Source organism: Pseudomonas zanjanensis, from assembly GCF_014268745.2.
GTDB lineage: Bacteria > Pseudomonadota > Gammaproteobacteria > Pseudomonadales > Pseudomonadaceae > Aquipseudomonas > Aquipseudomonas zanjanensis.
In genome coordinates this window covers 2,172,037-2,189,369 of sequence record NZ_JABWRB020000001.1, presented here as the reverse complement: position 1 = coordinate 2,189,369, position 17,333 = coordinate 2,172,037, and the positions used below count along the sequence as shown (strand labels likewise).

15 protein-coding genes are annotated in these 17,333 nt (G+C 54.6%); 6 read left to right on the top strand and 9 right to left on the bottom strand.

Annotated elements, in window-relative coordinates:
* The first annotated feature begins 125 nt into the window (after window positions 1-125).
* Entirely contained in the window at window positions 126-1,574 is a 1,449-nt protein-coding gene (locus HU715_RS09120; RefSeq protein WP_186706738.1) for an APC family permease, read from the top strand.
* A gap of 40 nt (window positions 1,575-1,614) precedes the next feature.
* On the opposite strand, the gene HU715_RS09115 is transcribed toward HU715_RS09120, so the two are convergent.
* Entirely contained in the window at window positions 1,615-2,217 is a 603-nt protein-coding gene (locus tag HU715_RS09115) for an XRE family transcriptional regulator (protein ID WP_186706739.1), read from the bottom strand.
* Between the two features lie 165 nt (window positions 2,218-2,382).
* Between HU715_RS09115 and HU715_RS09110 the strand changes: the two genes are divergently transcribed.
* From HU715_RS09110 to HU715_RS09090, 5 genes are all read left to right on the top strand, one after another.
* Entirely contained in the window at window positions 2,383-3,078 is a 696-nt protein-coding gene (locus HU715_RS09110; protein WP_186706740.1) for a B3/B4 domain-containing protein, read from the top strand.
* A gap of 98 nt (window positions 3,079-3,176) precedes the next feature.
* Window positions 3,177-3,731, top strand: a complete 555-nt coding sequence (locus tag HU715_RS09105) for a DcrB/PsbP domain-containing protein (RefSeq protein ID WP_186706741.1) — start codon at window positions 3,177-3,179, stop codon at window positions 3,729-3,731.
* A 552-nt stretch (window positions 3,732-4,283) separates the two neighbouring features.
* Complete coding sequence (locus tag HU715_RS09100) at window positions 4,284-5,084, top strand: Hachiman antiphage defense system protein HamA (protein ID WP_186706742.1); 801 nt, start codon at window positions 4,284-4,286, stop codon at window positions 5,082-5,084.
* 1 nt (window position 5,085) lies between these two features.
* Window positions 5,086-7,551 (top strand): DEAD/DEAH box helicase, encoded by a 2,466-nt coding sequence (locus HU715_RS09095; RefSeq protein WP_186706743.1) that lies wholly within the window; start codon window positions 5,086-5,088, stop codon window positions 7,549-7,551.
* 203 nt (window positions 7,552-7,754) lie between these two features.
* A complete protein-coding gene (locus tag HU715_RS09090) occupies window positions 7,755-8,954 on the top strand; it encodes a hypothetical protein (RefSeq protein WP_186706744.1) in 1,200 nt (399 codons plus the stop codon).
* A 179-nt stretch (window positions 8,955-9,133) separates the two neighbouring features.
* On the opposite strand, the gene HU715_RS09085 is transcribed toward HU715_RS09090, so the two are convergent.
* The 8 genes from HU715_RS09085 to HU715_RS09050 form a co-directional block, all read right to left on the bottom strand.
* Entirely contained in the window at window positions 9,134-10,867 is a 1,734-nt protein-coding gene (locus HU715_RS09085; protein ID WP_186706745.1) for an ATP-binding protein, read from the bottom strand.
* A 9-nt stretch (window positions 10,868-10,876) separates the two neighbouring features.
* Window positions 10,877-11,890, bottom strand: coding sequence for an SIR2 family protein (locus HU715_RS09080; protein WP_053119396.1), 1,014 nt, complete (start codon window positions 11,888-11,890; stop codon window positions 10,877-10,879).
* A 53-nt stretch (window positions 11,891-11,943) separates the two neighbouring features.
* Window positions 11,944-12,276 carry a hypothetical protein gene (locus HU715_RS09075; RefSeq protein ID WP_186706746.1) on the bottom strand — a complete coding sequence of 111 codons (333 nt, stop codon included), beginning with the start codon at window positions 12,274-12,276 and terminating at the stop codon, window positions 11,944-11,946.
* A 50-nt stretch (window positions 12,277-12,326) separates the two neighbouring features.
* Window positions 12,327-12,935, bottom strand: coding sequence for a His-Xaa-Ser repeat protein HxsA (gene hxsA / locus HU715_RS09070; RefSeq protein WP_073844756.1), 609 nt, complete (start codon window positions 12,933-12,935; stop codon window positions 12,327-12,329).
* A complete protein-coding gene (hxsC, locus tag HU715_RS09065) occupies window positions 12,932-14,167 on the bottom strand; it encodes a His-Xaa-Ser system radical SAM maturase HxsC (protein ID WP_186706747.1) in 1,236 nt (411 codons plus the stop codon). The genes hxsA and hxsC overlap by 4 nt, the downstream gene beginning before the upstream one ends.
* Window positions 14,167-15,654 (bottom strand): His-Xaa-Ser system radical SAM maturase HxsB, encoded by a 1,488-nt coding sequence (hxsB, locus tag HU715_RS09060; protein ID WP_186706748.1) that lies wholly within the window; start codon window positions 15,652-15,654, stop codon window positions 14,167-14,169. The genes hxsC and hxsB overlap by 1 nt, the downstream gene beginning before the upstream one ends.
* Entirely contained in the window at window positions 15,651-15,950 is a 300-nt protein-coding gene (hxsD, locus tag HU715_RS09055; protein WP_186706749.1) for a His-Xaa-Ser system protein HxsD, read from the bottom strand. Before hxsD ends, hxsB begins: the two co-directional genes overlap by 4 nt.
* Before the next feature lie 346 nt (window positions 15,951-16,296).
* Window positions 16,297-17,211 (bottom strand): LysR family transcriptional regulator, encoded by a 915-nt coding sequence (locus HU715_RS09050; RefSeq protein ID WP_225917577.1) that lies wholly within the window; start codon window positions 17,209-17,211, stop codon window positions 16,297-16,299.
* Window positions 17,212-17,333 lie beyond the last annotated feature (122 nt).

The following is a 17,333-nucleotide window of genomic DNA, read 5'->3' as shown; positions in this document are numbered from 1 at the left end:
CGTTCAGGGAGAGGCATAGGATCGAATCCAGCGTGCAACAAGAACAATAACGCGATTGGGTGACGGTGAGCATTTGACTGCACCGATCCTACAGCGCCTGCCTCATACAATAAGGTCAAGAAAACATGAGTGTACCTCTCCCGGTCAATAGCTCCACGGAGCTCAAGCGTGGGGCCTTGGGTGTCGGCTTCATCATCTTCTTCGTGGTGTCGGCGGCGAGCCCCTTGAGTGTCATCGCCGGCGGCTTCCCCATTGGCATCATGCTGGGCAACGGCGCCGGCACACCGGCGTTGCTGATCCTGGCCTTGCTGGTGTTGCTGGCATTTTCGGTGGGCTATACCACCATGTCCCGGCATGTGACCAACGCCGGCGGTTTCTACGCGTTCACCTCCCGCGGTTTGGGTGGCTTGGCCGGTGGCGCAGCGGGAGTGTTGGCGATGTTTGCCTACAACATTCTCCAGGTCGGCCTGTACGGCATGTTCGGCGGCGTGGTCAGCGGCACGATGGCCAGCGTCTTTGGCCTGGATTTGCCATGGTGGACCTATTCACTCCTGGCGATGGCGAGCATCGCGATTCTTGGCTATCGCAAGATCGACCTGTCGGCCCGGGTGCTGTCGGTGATCGTGATCGCCGAATACCTGGCGATCCTGCTCCTGGATTTTGCGATCCTGAGGACCGGTGGCGACAGCGGCATCAACCTCGACGCGTTCGATCGCAGTCACGTGTTCAGCGGTACGCCGTCCATCGGCTTGCTGTTCTGCTTCGCGGCGTTCATCGGCTTCGAGGCCACCACCATCTACGGCGAAGAAGCCAAGAACCCGGAACGGACGATCCCGATTGCCACCTATTGTTCGGTATTGCTGATCGGTGGTTTCTACGCGCTGTCGGTCTGGTCGATGGTCATCGGTGTTGGGGCGGACAAGATCGTGTCCACGCTCCAGGCCTTGCAGGACCCGACGACGTTTATCTATGGCATGTCCGATCATTTTGTCGGTCCGCAGCTGACCCAGGTCATCCGCGTGCTGTTCATGGTCAGCATCTACGCCGGGCTGCTGGCGTTCCACAACGCCGCGGCCCGTTACTTCTACGCCATCGGACGTGACGGTTTGCTGCCCAGCCGCTTGGGCACTACCCACCGCGTCCACCAGAGCCCGCACATGGGCTCGGCGTTGCAGAGCTTGATCTCCGCCGTGGTGGTACTGATTTTCGCCGCCATGGATGCCGACCCGATCCTGCAACTGTTCGCCTGGCTGTCCAACCTGGCGACGTTGTGTGTGATTCTGCTGATGGCGCTGACTTCCGCCGCGGTCTGGGTCTTTGCCCAGCGCCACCCCGAACTCAACCTGGGAATATGGCGTGGGCGGATTTTTCCTGGTTTCTCTTGCGTGGCCCTGTTGGCGGTCCTGTTTATCGCGGTGGTGCATTTCGATGTGCTGACGGGTGCGAGCAAGGCTTTGTCATATGGCCTCTGCGCGATCATTCCGGCGGCGTTGCTGGTGGGTGTGTTCCTGGCGGCGCGACTGCGCAAGGTGGAGCCGCAGCGGTATTGGGTGTTGGGGAGCCATAAGCTCTAGGCGCCTGCACCGTATCGATGGCGCAAGCTCCGGTGAGCACTTACTGATGCATCTCCGTCACGGACATGGTGAATACCAACTTGGATTTGCCAGCGTTGGAGTAGGAATGGGGAACATCGGTCTTGGCCACTGCCGAGCTCCCCGCAGGGATGACCAACTCCGTTTCCCCTACCACGCATTTGAGCGTGCCTTTCTCCACATGAAAAAGTTCAAGCGTGCCTTGAGGGTGCCCAGGTGACGCGAAGGCCTCGCCTGGATGCATTTCCCAGCGCCACAGCTCGATCATATTGGGGCCGGACGTTCCTGCCAGAAGTCGCGCCGTCCCTCCCTGGTCCCCGGTCCAGAGCGTGGGGATGTCCTGGCTGTCGATGATATGGGCAGAGGGGGCTTCGGTCACATTGACGATGTCTGCAACGGACAAACCCAGCGCGGCTGCGATTTTGCATAGGATGCCAATGCTGGGGTTCGCCGTACATTTTTCAATTTCGACGACCATTCCTTTGCTCACCCCTGAACGCCGGGAAAGCTCATCCAAGGTGATCTTCTGTGCCTTGCGTGCCTGTTTGAGTGTGCGCGCGACAGCCAGGCTGACGGCTTGAGCGTCAGCACCCGGGGTCGTCGACAGGCTGGTATTCATGGTCATTGATGAGGGTCATGCTGAGAAGAAAATGTGCCGGGATTCTCGGTCTATACGGATAGGCCCGTCAATCGACCCATTCGTTATAGTGGGTGATACTGGTCATTATATTGACTTTGCTGGTCGGCGCTGGATAGCATGAAATGACATTTGGATTCCTGGAGGTTTTTAATGCTGTCCGTCCTGCCGTTAATCGATCGAGCCGTTGCAGAGCTGGTCCCGGGGTTCAGGGCTCTGAGCATTGTGGTGCAAGCGGCGCCGCTGACCCATCCTGAGGTTGCTCAGGCCGCGTTGGACCGGGCTTGCAAGGCAGTGCGGGAGGGTGGGCCAGGCTGGGGCGAAGCACATTTGGCAGCGTGGGCCGATACATTCCGAAAGTTTGGAGCCAAGCCGCAGCGCACGCCTTGTTCTGCCGAGGCGTTGCGTAAACGGGTGTTGCGCGACGGCAGCTTGCCTAGCCTGGATCCCATCGTCGATCTCTACAACGCCATCAGTCTTGAGTACGCCATCCCTGTTGGCGGGGAAAACATCGAAGCTTATGTGGGCTCCCCACGGTTGGTAGTCGCCGATGGCACCGAGCCCTTTGACACCCTGAAAGAAGGGGTTCCTGCTGTCGAGTATCCAGACGCCGGCGAAGTGGTCTGGCGCGACGACAAAGGCGTGACCTGCCGTCGCTGGAACTGGCGGCAAGGTGTCAGGACCCGTCTCGATGCGGATGCGAAGTGCATGTGGTTCATTCTGGAAAGTTTGCCGGCGATGCCGCTTGAAGCCTTGACGGAAGCGGGGGACAAACTGATCGAAGGTTTGCAGCGAATGATGCCTGGCGTCCAGATCGAGAGCTCGTTGATGGGGCCTGGGGCTAAATAGTCGACAGATAATCCTGGGCAAGTGAGCAGGCAAGTAAGCTAGGCTGTTCGCACGACAGGCCGTCGGTATTCGACGGCCTGAAAACAAAGGCGCTCTGAATGTCGAAGCATTTGCTGTTGGGCTGGACCCGTTCCTTGTGCGTGCTTGCTGCCTTGAGCGGCGCGGCCACCCTGGCAGTTGCTGCCTCGCCTGAACAAACCGCTACGGCGGCATCGGACACGCAATCGGTGTCCCTGGCAGGCGGCAAGCTGAAGTTCGTGCTCAACGGCGTCGAGGCCCGTATCTTGAACAGCGAGAACGGCGGCACGATGTACTTCGATCCGAAAAGCGAGCGGGCTATCATCGTTACCGAAGGTCCGGCGCCGACTGCGGGGACTACCCCGGACGCTGCGTTTCGCCTTGCCGTGGATACCGTGAAGGAAAAGCAGCAGGCCGCGTCACCCAACTTTCGCATGACTAGCGAGAAGATCCTTCAGGTGAACGGCTTGAAGATGCACCGCCTGGACGGCACCGACGATTTCAACGGCCTGCAACTACTGATGGCCTCGTTGATGACGATGAACGATCAGAAGATCACCATCATCGAAGTGATGTCCAGCGTAAACGACCCGGCCGGCCATACCGCTGCGTTGAAGAACATTCTGGGCGAGTAAAGTGGAACTTTATTACAGGCTATCGGGATCGACAAAAAACATTTTGACTGGGCTCTAGGACGGTATTTTCAGGCGGAAAAAATTCAAATGTGCCCCCAATTTTGCCCCCAGTGCATCAGGTTCGCGAGTGACGATTTCCCACAGAGCCAGATGGATTCAGATGGCTTTCAGTAGTTCATAAGTGCGGGGGAGTGGCTCACGCTGCCTACCTCTCAGTCGGGAATGACCAGCGGCCTTGGATGGGGCTGTCTACAGTGCTGCGTATCTTTCAGTCCGACGCTGATTGACCTACGAAGGATTGGATATTTATACAGCTGTTACGCAAACTCCGACGATTTGCACCAAAAATAGTCTCCGATCTTGTTTACCGGTCCCGTCAATCACGCTAACTTGCGGTAACGCTGGCACAGTGCTGCTATCGGTCATCCCTGACTAGATTTCACTCGCGCGCACGGCTGCTCAGCTGGTGCCTACCCTTAATCAGGGCGGGATCATTGATCGCGCGCAGCAACCGCAAGAGGATTCTGCGGTTTAGTGTTTGTAGGAAGTGTTATGGATGGCGTGAGCTTCAAGCAGGTAGACCAGTATGCCCTGTGTTGTGTCGAGAATTTTTCCAATGAGCTTAAGCTCGCGCTGAGGGAAAACCTCACCCGTATCTGCCATGGTGCTGATCAGGCCAGCAAGGACAGGGCGATCTACAAATACCCTGCGACGATTAAGCACTTCTGGAACGAGCGCTATTCCAAGAAAACTTGGGAAACCCGGATCGGTATGCTGGGTGAGCTCCTGTCTCACGTCATCATTCTGAAGCTCTTCCCCAACTTCGATGTGGTCTCCCCGTTCTTTAATATGGAAGAGAAGAGTATCCGGAAGGGCTTCGATCTTCTCCTATACGAGACCTCAACCAACAACGTCTGGATCACCGAGGTCAAGTCGGGCGGCAGAGGGGCGGACAAGACGTCTTGCTCGGCCACAAGTGCGCAATTGCGTTCGGCTCGGGATGACCTCAAGAGGCGTTTGGCTGAGCCGGAGCTCAATCACTGGCTTAACGCGATCAATGCCGCGAAAAATGCGATCCACAACAAAGCTAATTACCGGGACTCGGTTATTGAGATCTTGGAGATGGAAGGTGATTTGGCTGAAGAAGACGGGGCGAGTGCTTCGGACAACAATGTGTTTCTGGTCTCTGCCCTGTTCAGCGAAGTGTCCCAGGCTATCGCCGAAAATACCGTGTCAAATTTCACCACCAAGCTGGTAGCTGAAGCTGTGTTCAAAACGGTGTGGGTGCTGTCCCTCCACAAAGGCACCATGGAAAAGCTGGAAGAGTTTTTGAGGCAGGAGGCGCAGCAGTAGCATGGAAGAGCTGACTATCAGGAAACTGGGCAACACCAAGTTCAAGGATCTGTATTTCCAACTCCTTAAGGGAGACGAACTGGGTAACACAGAGATTGTGAAACTTTTGGCGATCGCCGTGCTGCTCCTTAACCACAAGACCCTCGAAATTCGGCGTCTCGGCTACCGCATTATCCTGTTTTACGGTAACGCTTCGGGTCAGTACCAGGCGCTGTACGATGTAGCACTCAACAGTGGTCTGCACCCTGTCTCAGCAGTAATCAGCAGCTACTTTTCCGAGGATGATCACCGCAGCGAGTCGTTCATCCGAAACATCGTGGGCAGCTACATCGATACCTTCCGTGATCAAGGCATCGTGCTGACTGAGCAACAGGATGCCCTGCGGACATTTGTTCAGTCGGAGTACCGTAAGTCGTCAGTCGTGGTTGCTCCGACCAGTTACGGTAAATCTGAGCTCATCATCCAATCGGTGAGGGAAAATCCAGGGCAGCGGATCCTGATCCTCGTGCCCTCTAAGGCTCTGCTGGCCCAGACGAAAAAGCGGTTGATCTACGCGGACATTGAGGGGTTGGGCAAGGTGGTGACCCACCCCGAGATGTATTCGGTTGAGCGAAAGAACAGGGCATTTGTCCTGACCCAGGAGCGGCTCAACAGGCTCTTGAACGAGAACGCCGGGCTGAGCTTCGATATGGTCTTCATCGACGAGGCCCACAACCTGCTGCAGAGCGACCGCAGAAGTGAGTTACTGGCTGCCATGCTGTGCATCCTGGGGGCTCGTAATCCGGAAACATCATTCAAGTTCCTGACTCCCTTCCTATGCGATGAACTCAACGTCCGTGTGCGCTTCCTGGACATGATCCCGAGCGGATTCAAGATCGACGAGTACATCAAGTCTGAGCGCTTCTACATCAGGGATTTTAGGGCTGGGAGGGGCCAGACGAAGCTCAAGCTCTATGACCATTTCCTGAATGACTGGATGGAGTTCGATCGGAGGTATGCCAACTGCTTCGAGCTCATCAAGGGCGAAGCACTGTCCAAAAACATCGTTTACGGCAACAGGAAGAAAAGCATTGAGTCATTTGCGGTTGAACTGGCAGCCGTGCTGCCGCCCGTAGATTGTCCGCTGATCCAGACGGCCTGTGCCGACCTAGGAGAGCTTTTTGACCGACGCTACAAACTGATCGGCTGCTTGCGCAAAGGGGTTATGTACCACCATGGTTCGATCCCTGACACCATCCGTCTTTACTTGGAAAGCCTGTTCAGCAGCTCCAAGCAGATGAGGTTTCTTGTCTGCAACTCCACGCTTCTGGAAGGGGTGAACCTACCGATCGAACGACTCTTCGTCTTTGATTTTTTCAAAGGGAAGCAAAAGCTGACGCCATCTCAATTCAAGAACCTGGTCGGACGCGTCAACCGGTTCAGTGAGGTCTTCGCGCCTGGAGCTAAGGCTGCGTTGAGAAAGCTGGAGTCCAGCGTCTACCTGTTGGGCGTAAATGGCTACACACGCGACAATGCAGCGCTTGAGACTTTCTACGATAAATCCGTCAACGTCTCAAAGGTGGTCAAGGACACTGTCAGCAACGTTCTGCTTGAAGCCACCAAGATCATCGATGGGAAGGTGTCGGTTCTCTACGACGACGCCGTGGCTCGTCTTGAGAATCTGCATCCTGGCGTGGTTAAAGATCGGGAGTGTCGGTACGTTACCACTCAGGTGGGCAAGCTCCTCATCGCGAACAGTGTCAGTGAAATTGACGTGTTCTCAGAGGAGGAGGCTATTGAGCGGAAGATTAGGCGAGGCATCGAGGCGAACGGCGTCATCAACACCGTTGACAGGCTGATGCTTGCAATCTCCAAATCGTTCGTCGATCACTTCGACAACAGCCGAGAGTACAGCGACCTGGTGCGTCTCAAGCAAGAGCCTGCCCGGAATTTCTACGCCATGATCCTGGATTGGAAGCTTAAGAAACTCAGCGTCAAGCAGACGATCCGACAGACGCTCGCGTACTGGAAAAAGCTGGTCGAGACTAGCCATAGCGATCACGTGTTCGTGGGTAAATGGGGTGATACCAAATATCGCGACAGCAAGTACGAGAACTGGGTAAGGATCTCCCAAAAGGATGACGGCGAGCGTATTAACCTGGCAATCGTCCGTCTCAAGGACGAGGACGATTTCTTCGACAACAAGATCTTCAAGTTCGTCGAGGTGCTGAATGGGGTAGGTGCCCTGGATCCAGGGTTCTACAAACTCATCAAATACGGTACTGCGGATGACACCAAGATCAAGCTCATCCGCGATGGCTACAGCCATGGCCTGGCGGATCTGATGCTCGAACGGTACCCCGAAACTGTGCGTGCGACGCTCGGCGGCGAGATCGAAGTGAGCCCTCGCCTAGTCAACATGATGATCAACAACGAGGAAAGCGATCTGCTGATCTTTGAAGCCAAGATGAACCTCAAACCCATCTGATCGGGAAGACTAAGATGTGATGAGCGGACGCAGAAATTGAGTAATTTGCATCGACCCATTGGCTTTGCGAATCGCCGCTGATCTTTATATGAATCGATACAAGGATGTTTGTTGCTTTTGGCTTGATGAGGCTGCGTGCGCTTTGCTCGTGATTGGAATTATACTGTTGGCTAAAATTCTTTGGTTTTCACTGGTGGAAAATAGTGCAGCTGATATTCATATTTTTTAAGCCGTATTTTTTCTTCGCATACATAGCGGCATACGGCATATCTCAAAATCTTGAGGGTATTGGTCTATTTGGCTTATTGAATAATATCCATGACCCAGATTTCCCGCTACCCATACTTAATTTAAGTCCGGTCGCGGGAGTGAAAATAATCGCAGGGCTGTTGTTTGTATTGCTTGCTCCTCTCGCGCTCATGCTTGTTAGAGGTGGATTTATTCTCGGGAAAAAGGCGGGAATAGCCATGCTCGCAATCGTACTCCTACCAGGCGTTTTGTCGTTGCTGGGTATATCTATGTCGCTGGTTCTTTTCATTCCGAATGAGTTTCATTTGGGGGCGGGTTATATTGGAGGGTTTTGGAGTAATGGTACAAGCTTTCTAATTGCATTTATGTGGGGGTGGGCCGCTATTATGATGGTGGCAAATGTTTTTAAAAGCCAAAAATTCAAACACGCTTACGATCATTTATGGTGTCTCTTAACACTTGTAGGGTGTATGTATCTGGTTGTGGATTCACAGGCGAAATCTCATGAGGAAAGCAAAGTTCGAACCAATGCAATCATTGGTAAGTATCTAGATTTCTATAATGACAGATATACGGTTTTGAATTCGCTTTGTGAGGCTAACTTGGCGCTTGCTATGCAAGAAAAAAATATTTGCGAAAGGGCGCGGAGTATTTTTAATACATTGCCTCCTGAGATAACGCAATCGGAACCTGAATTTAGACGATACGGTGACTCTTGGTTGGCGAATATTCCTAGCAAGGATGATATTGAACGTTTGAATTCAAGCGTCTGTTCGCATCGCGATGGCTCGAAGATTTGTCAGGAAACGCCTGTGGAGCTTCTGATAAATAGCCAGGAGCTTGGCGATAAGGTACTCATTCCGACGTCTGGACAAACTGAAAGGCTGAGGAGGTTATACGGCAAACTTAACTCTGAAGTGGAGAATGTTACGCGCTCAAAAGAACATACGCATTTAAAATATTTTCTATTCTGTGTGATTTGTTTTATTGCTGGAGGTAAGGCTGCAACCTCCTCGATTTCGTTTGTTGGTGAAAATAATATGAAGTCGCGGTCTTGGAGTCGAAAGATTGCATTCTCAATATTTTTTAATATTTGGTTTTTTGTCTGGCTCATAAGGGGGAACTTTGGCCAACCTTCAGCTAGTAAGTTATAGTCTATTTCTGAAACGACATAGCCAAGAGCGGTTAGGCAGAGATTCTGGCGTTGGCAGTATTTCAAAGCCTTGGATGAATACTGGGGGGCTAAAATCTATATCCTTCCTGTGCAGGAAGAAGCATACTCAGCTCGAACAATAAAACCTCAAGGGGCAGATGCTCCTTGAGGTTTTATTTATTACTGGATGTTCTGCTGGCGCCAGTTTTCGACAGCAGTCGAGAGGCGGTTATCTTTGGCATTTTTTTGCCATTCGTCCCAGAAATTTACCGTACCGCTATTAGGTTTGTTTGCGGGCTCGTCGATCCTGATCCTGCTCGGTAACAAGCTAGCATCACCTACGACCAGGGCTTCACCCGTATCAAGAGTCGGAAGAATGTCGCTGAAGCCGCCAAGGCTGTCAGGAAGCAGACGCTTGATAACACTTTGGTCTTCTGCGTTCGTCAGCCTCATTGAGACGAAGTTACTGCACTGACTGAGCATCGTCTTGTTAACTTCAGACGGGCGCTGGCTGATCACCACCAGGCTAACACCGTATTTTCGACCTTCCTTGGCGATACGTTCAAAGATATCCAGGGAGATATCATCGGCAGAATCGGCCATGTTGCGTTGCGGCATGTAGAGATGCGCTTCGTCACAAAGGAGCGCAATAGGATGACGCATCTCAGAAGGAGTCCACTGCTGAACGGAGAACGTGACCCGCGCAACAAGGGATACGATCAGCGGCAGAACGTCCGACGGCACCTCCGAGAAGTCGATAATCTTAATGCCAGCCTTACCGTTCTCACCAGTGCTGCCGAGCACGGCGCTGGCGAATTTTTCAAGCCAGGTGAAATCCAGAACGTCTCCACCGCCGTTGAACATAAAGCCCAAGCGTCTATCGGAGATCTTGTTTTCAAGCCGAGAGATCATTCGAGCAAGCTTGCCAAAGAAATCGCCCTGCTTTTCACTGCCAGCCTTAGCGCCAGGGACCATCTCGATGTTGATCTCATTCAGTCTGCCCATCAGGAAATCGAGATCGAATGGAACCGGGCTGTCCACTGTGAAGTGTTTCAGCACATCTGTTTGGTCGTTGTCCTCAAGGTACTTTCTTTTCGCCTGGTTAATTTCACGCGCCATGATCATGGCCTGGTTAGGCGCGTTTTGGTCGCTCCGGTCGACAAACATGGAAACGAGCGCTTCGTACGACAGTAGCCAATACGGTAGGTAAAGCACACCTTTATCAAGGGTGCGTCCAGCCTCAACGTCTGCGGGGCCCGCCACTTTGAAGTGCTGAATACCGGCACCCACCAAAGGCAAATATTCGCCATGCAGATCGAAGACAATCGCGTTAGCAGAAGCCAGCCCCGACATCTGCTCAATGATTTTGGCGGTCGTCCAAGACTTTCCGGAGCCGGTGCTTCCGCCAATGAATGCATGGCGCTGGAAGAATTTGTTGCCGTTAAGATAGGCAACAGCATGCTCATCCAAAGTGTATTTGCCGAGTGTCAGGGCGTTACCACCTGCGGCTACGTTAGAGAGTGTGCGCATGAACCCGGTAAGATTGTCACCCTCCAGCGAAAAGCAATTGGCATCAATTTCTGGAACGCTTTCCAGCGTACGGCGAAAAACATTCTCACGTTCTCCATCGCGGTCAAGCATGGTGCCAATCAGAGAGATACGGCACAGGTTCAACTCAGAAGGTTGATCATTGATCCCATCAATTACGAGATCGCCGATGGCCCGCTTCCGTGTCACCTGTGTAATGAGACCGATAAGGTGTTGGCCGATCCTGCTGCTTTGCAGAACGGCCAGATGGTTCACCTGCAGGCGCTTGAGCTGGTGGACATTCTCCACTTCCACCATGACAGTTGCGGTATCGACGGAGGCCACTTTTCCAAGCGCTTCTTCATCCTTAAAATTAAAGATCGGCATATTGTTTTCCTACATTATGAGTGACAGATAACCTTCAAGACTCCAGATATTCCTTTCTACCGTCACTGGGGTATCACTCAGAGAGGAGTAGACAATTGATTGGTCGTTTGTTGCGCCGCGCTCGATTGCCAGATAGTTTTGGGCTTTGCCTTCAAGAATTAGTCTTTTGGCAGACTCGGAAAGCGCAAAGGTTATAATTGTGACTGGTGCTTTCTGGCGAAGGCATTTCGCCATGAGCTTCGGCTGGATGTGTTCGTCATTGAAACCGTAGCCAATGCACAGATATGAGCCTGCCTCATTAATGGCCGTATCGGCGTTGTTGATGATGGAACGGAATGGCTCAAGGTGGGTTTTCTGATATTTCTGGCTGCCAGGGGTTACGATCTGAGGCTCATATTTATCAGGTACATCCTGAGTGACTGAGAAGGCAACGGTATCGTTAAGAGGGGACTGGAACCAATCAAGGGATCCATGCACCTTCCAGATATTTACGCGGCGCGCAGCGGTTATTTCCGTCGCAGCTGCAAGCTGGCGGAAATAACCATGCGTGAACCCGGTGTAGTGGTGAATCCGACCCTGATCGCAGGCGTACTCTGCCAACCGATCATAATTCGTAGTCACGATGTTAATAATTTTCAGACTGCTCATGAACATATGTTCAAGCAGCCGACTCAGGGGGAACATCGAATTGTTCTGGAGGCTATCCTGAAAGATTTTGCTGTCTTCAGAGTTTATCAGCGCCCAAGTGGACTTGATGATTCTTGCCGTGAGCGTGTTAGAAGCATCGACCTGGTGCAGGGCTGCCTCCAAGTCGACATTATCCTTCAGCAACTGACAGAATTTAGCCCACGCGTCGATCTCGGCAGTGTTCAATCCTGAAATGTCCGTATTTTCGACCAAGTGGTTCGCCAATGCCCACATTCCAGACACGCCATGTGCAGCGGACGCGCCGCTGCCCAGAATGATGACGGGGGCCTTACCATAGTAGTCCTGCGCCTGTTTTTGATAATTTAGGTCTGACAAGACTCTGTCCCTTGCTGTCTGCAACAGCCCAAATGAAAATTTCTACTTTTGCTTCAATAACGAAGACTGCCCGGTTTATTTTCGGCTCTGTAACGAGCCGCTTGGCAAAGTGGGCCGGCTTTTTCGTACGTATGGTTGGAGCTGATTTCCACAGCTTGTGCTTGTCCTAAATGATTGTTACCAGCGAGGTAGTCCAACGTTTGCTGGAAAGCTGCTCGAGTCAGCGCCAACTGCGAGTCTTCCGATCCGGTCTCAATCACAAAGCGATTTGCATCAACGGTCGTGATACGGAAACGGGCGCTACGCGACGGTATTTGCAGTTCCTTGCCTTGCAGGCGGCTGGTCAATGCCCAGAGAGTGTTGTCGACCTGAATGATATGCTGCATGGGATAATTCCTCCGTTGCTGAACGGACGCTAGCTTTAACCTGAAGCGACTTATGGAATCTTGATCCCCAACGCATTCAGCGATGGTGTATCCATCCGGCCATTCACGGTCAGCCCACTGTCCATCTGAAAGGCCATCAACGCACCACGTGTTGCTTTACCCATCACCCCATCAATGGTGCCTTGGTAATACTGGCGCACCATCAGCGCGGTCTGCACACGGGTGACCAGGTTGCTTTTCTGCTCATTGGTCGCGCGGCTCTTAGAAGTGCTCGAACTTGTCCCGCTGGTAGTGCCAGACGACTGATAAAGGCTGTTGCTGCTTGGAGGGCTGCTCGAAGCACTCGGCGCGCTGTAGCCTCGGGTACTAGTAGCGGGTGGGCTGTAGTAGCGAGGTGCGCTATAGCCACCCGAGCCGCTGTAGTGAGAACTGTGCGAGCTGTGGGACCGGTGAGAACTGTGCGAGCGATGCGCCGCATAGATGTTGACGGTGTTTGGCGCATTGAGCGTATCGGCAAATACCGGGGGCTGTAGCTTGTCGTTGGGTTGCCAGTTCGCATCGGCGAGTGGCAGATGGCCCGCCTGTGCCAGGGTGGTACCTGCTATTGGCAGCAGGCTGATCCCACTGATCAGGACTTTCCAGCGGTCGAGCAATTTCACTGTGCACTCCTTGCATAGGCGCTAAAGGCCTCGGTCGATAGTAGTTGTACGCCGCGGCTCTGCCAGCGGTCGGTGTGGGATTTGAAGAAGCCAGAGCAATGTTTGACGGCAGCGCATTGTTGGCAGGTATCGATGAACAGATTCTTCCAGTCCGAGATGCTCTGGCGGGCGAAACGCGAGAGGTGGGCCGGGATCAGGCACAGGGGCAAGTTGTAGATCGAAACCGGCACTCCGCGGTTGAACAGGAAATACACGGCCTGGCTCAACGACTCTTGATAGTCCAGCGGGTCAATCCACAGTTCTTCGTAGTTTTTCCTGGCCAGGCCGGTGCTTTCGATACCCATCAGCGCAACATGCCGCACGAAGGGCAGGTTCCTGAACACGTAGTGGGCGAGCTCGGGCAAGCGTGGCGTGGTCAGGCGATTGAGTACCACGCGTATCTCGATGATCTGGTTGGCGCGCGCCAGGTTGTAAAGACCTTGCAGGGTTTCGCTGAACGCGCCAGGAGCCTGCACCACATGGTCATGGTCTTCGGCATTGTCGGCATACAGGGGGATGCCCCAGCTCAACTGAGGGTGGCTGATGGCAGAGAGCGCTGCGATCCAGCTCGGGTCGTGGAACAGACGCCCGTTGCTGAGTACATGAATGGATTTCTGTGGCAAAACGGCTTTGCACTTGGCCAGGATTTCAAGCAGGCCGTCGCGATAAAGCGTTGGTTCTCCGCCGCTGATTCCCAGATTTTCCTCGCCCGAGTCCATCAGGTCGATCAGCCGTAGGTTCTCCTCGATGTGCCAACGGTCATCGATATCTTTGGGCGGCTGCGAGCACATCAGGCAGAGGCTGTTGCAACGATCGGTCATGAACAGCAGGTTGCTGTCTGAGCCTCGTCGATAGAGCACTCGCACCAACGCGCTGCCTGGTGTGATGGCAATGACATCGCCGGGCTGCACGACATCCGCATCTTTGGGGGTGTGCAGGTATGGCCGCGCGCTGTCGAAGTCGCCGATCACTGGCTCCGGGATCAGGAATCCTCCCACTGGTAATGAGAGCAGATGCGGGCTCCGTAGCCGTTCTTCGTTTGGCAGCCAAAGCAGCAGGTCACCGAATTCAGCGCTTCCCGCACAAACAGCCAGGCCTTGTTCGATGAACTCATCCAGAGTGATGACCTTGAGCAGTTTCGGCTCATTCAGTTGATGGATTTCGAAGTGGGTCTCTTTGCGAAGCATCGCCATCAGCCTCTATAACCCGGAAACCGGACATCGTTGTAAGAGCGCCTGTTCAACCAAGACAGCAGTACCCTCTGCACGTTGTCGTCGCCATCGCAAAGCAGGCCGAAAAGATGCTTCAGCAGCCCCATGTTCTTCTCGCAGAAGCTGCTGAACACTCGGTGTCCGATCGGGTCAGCTTGGCGGGCATAGTGTTCGACGGGGTCAGCACCACAGTACGGGACAAGTGCGCAGTCGGAGCAGCCCGGCAGCGCCTCTGCTACACCACTGGCGAGCAACGCATTCATAACGGGCGATGCGAGTAATTCAGACAAAGGTTGCTGCACGGTGCCGAGCCTCAAGCCGTCTTCACCCATCTCCAGCAACATTCGGGCTTCGTCCGAGGGATAGACGTAACCGTCATAGTTGTAAACCAGCGCCGCAGTGCCTGCGCCAGCAGGGGAGCGCAGGTCTACATAGCCGGAGGAGAAGGGTGTCAGGATATTCTTCAGCAACAGGCTCGTATAACTCTCTGAGAGGTATACGCCCTGTTGGTTGATATGCAGCAAATAGGCCAGTGCCTTCTTGTAGAAGGCCAGGTATCGCTCAATAGGGTAATCAAGTCGATGGGCACTCTTGGTGGCAAACCCATAAGGGCTCAGAGGTCGAAGCGAGATGCTGGAGAAGCCCTGGTTTACATACTCATCGATGATCGCTTCAGGTTGTTCGAGGCTTCTTGAAGTCAGCGTGGTCAGCGCGGAAACTGCATCATGGCCAAGGCGCTCACGGACCCACTGGATGCCTTTTACAGTGCGTTCGTAGGAGTCTCGTGACGGGGTAGGGCGGTTGGCATTGTGCAAGGGCGCCGGCCCATCGAGCGAGGTCGAAAACTGGATGCGATTTTGTTCTGCGAAGTCGAGTATTTCCTCCGTCAGGTGGTGCAGCGTGGTGGTGATGACGAACTGGATATCCCGTTGTTCGACCACGTTCCGGTCAACGACCCATTCGACAATCTGGCGGACGCGCTCGAAGGCTAGAAGCGGCTCGCCACCCTGAAACTCCACAGTCAGGGCGGGAGCGTTCGATTCGAACAGGCGATCGACCGCCGCCTGTGCATCCGCTTCCGACAGGTCGTGGCCGGATCCTCCCAGAGGGGCCCGCGACACCTGGCAGTACTGGCAGGTGTGGTTGCAGCGCAATGTAACCACGAACAAGTGCAGTGCAGGGCCCTGGAAGAGGAAGTCCTTGCGGCTGCGATACTGCGCGGCCATTTCCGGGAACGGGTCGTGGCGGCCTGGTTCGTAGATGAAGTGGCGGGCCAGCAGGTCCTTGTAAAAAGGCGTACTTGCTTGAACGTCGAAGTAACTGAGGGCTCGTAATTGCGCGTCGGTCACGTGCATGTACTCACCGGTATCGGAGGTGAGCAGGATGTCACGGTCATGTCCCGTGTTCATGCGCATGAATCGAAAAGGCAGCAAGCGGTAGTGCTTGGCGTCTGTCGCGATCAGTGTCACTGCGAAATCCCACATCCAGCGAGCGCGGCTCGAGCCAGGACTTCGCGCAACCCTGCTGTTTCGCGGTTGATATGGTCGCGTAAGGCGAAGTCGTTCAGATGCTGGAGGATCAGCGAGTGAGCCTGCTCCGGGGAAAGCGTTAGCCTTGCTTCAGCGGGGTGGGCCGTGAGGCTTATCTGATGGGCTTCAATACCGACCTGGATCGCGACAGTGTCGGCCAGGGAATAAGCGGCGCGTTGCACCACGCTGAGCGGGTAGGCTGCGTTGTCGAGTTTCAGCGTGACTGGCCATGTCATCGGAAGCGGTCCTTCAAATCCGTTGGGAACGTGTGGATTTTGCCGGTTGCCGAGGCATTATGCCATCATAATTTTTTACATTTGCACGCATTTGTCCAGCGTGGTGGGTGGTGGGCTCACTACGGCTCGGCCATTGATACGGGGTAGGGCCGAGGGTTCATATCTCCCTCAGTGCATCCATCCTCATCAATAGCCCACTTGGCCTAAGGCTGGGGGCATCCTTTTCAAACCATCCAAAGCATGCCCTCAGATGTGCCCCCAATGTAGCAATCCACTGGAAGTGAATGGAGCTCCATGGTTTGTGGAAAGGCAAAAATGATCAGATAAACTGCCTGCCCGACGACCCCTAGAGACTCTCAGGGTCGCCAAAAAACATCTGAATCCGCGACCGCAACCAGCGCTCCCCCGGATCATTGTCCTGGGAGCCGCGCCAGGCCATGTGCAGTTCGAAGCTGCGCACCGGTATGGGCGGGTCTTCGGCGCGTACGCCACCGGCGGCGGTCAGTGCGTCGGCGGTGTAGTCGGGCACGGTGGCGATGATGTCGGTACCCGCCAGCAGCGTGCTCAAGCCGTTGAACTGCGGCACGGCCAATACGACATGGCGCTTGCGGTCGAGTTTCGCCAATTCCTCATCAATGAAACCGCTCAAGTCTCCTGCGAAGGAAACCAGGGCGTGGGGGCGGGCGCAGAATTCGTCCAGGGTCAGTCGTCCCGGCGCGGTGTCGGCCCGCAGCACTTTGGGCATGCTGCGCCGCAAGACCTTGCGCTTGGCGTTGGCCGGCAGGTCGTCGGTGTAGCTGACACCGATGGAAATTTCACCGGAGGCCAACAAGCCCGGCATCAGAATGTAGTTGACCCGCCGCACCACCAGCACGATGCCTGGCGCTTCGGCCCGCAGGCGCTTGAGCAGCATCGGCAGCAGGGCGAATTCGGCGTCGTCCGACAGGCCGATGCGAAACACCGAGGTGCTGGTGGCCGGGTCGAACTCCGCAGCGCGGCTCACCGCCGTGGAAATCGAGTCCAGGGCTGGGGAGAGCAGGGCGAAGATCTCGACCGCCCGGGCCGAAGGCTCCATGCTGCGGCCGGTGCGCACGAACAGCGGGTCATCGAACAGGCTGCGCAGGCGCGACAGCGCTGCGCTGATGGCCGGCTGGCCGAGAAACAGCTTCTCGGCCGCGCGGGTCACGCTGCGTTCATGCATCAGTGTTTCGAACACGATCAACAGGTTCAGGTCGACACGCCGCAGGTCATTACGATTCATCTGGGGTCCTGGCAGGTTCAGCAAGCTTGACGTCGGCGGCCATATGGGAACAATGGCCGGCATGAATCTTACGGGGAAAGGCTGGTACTCTGCATCGGGTAAATGCATTTTCTTAGGGATAA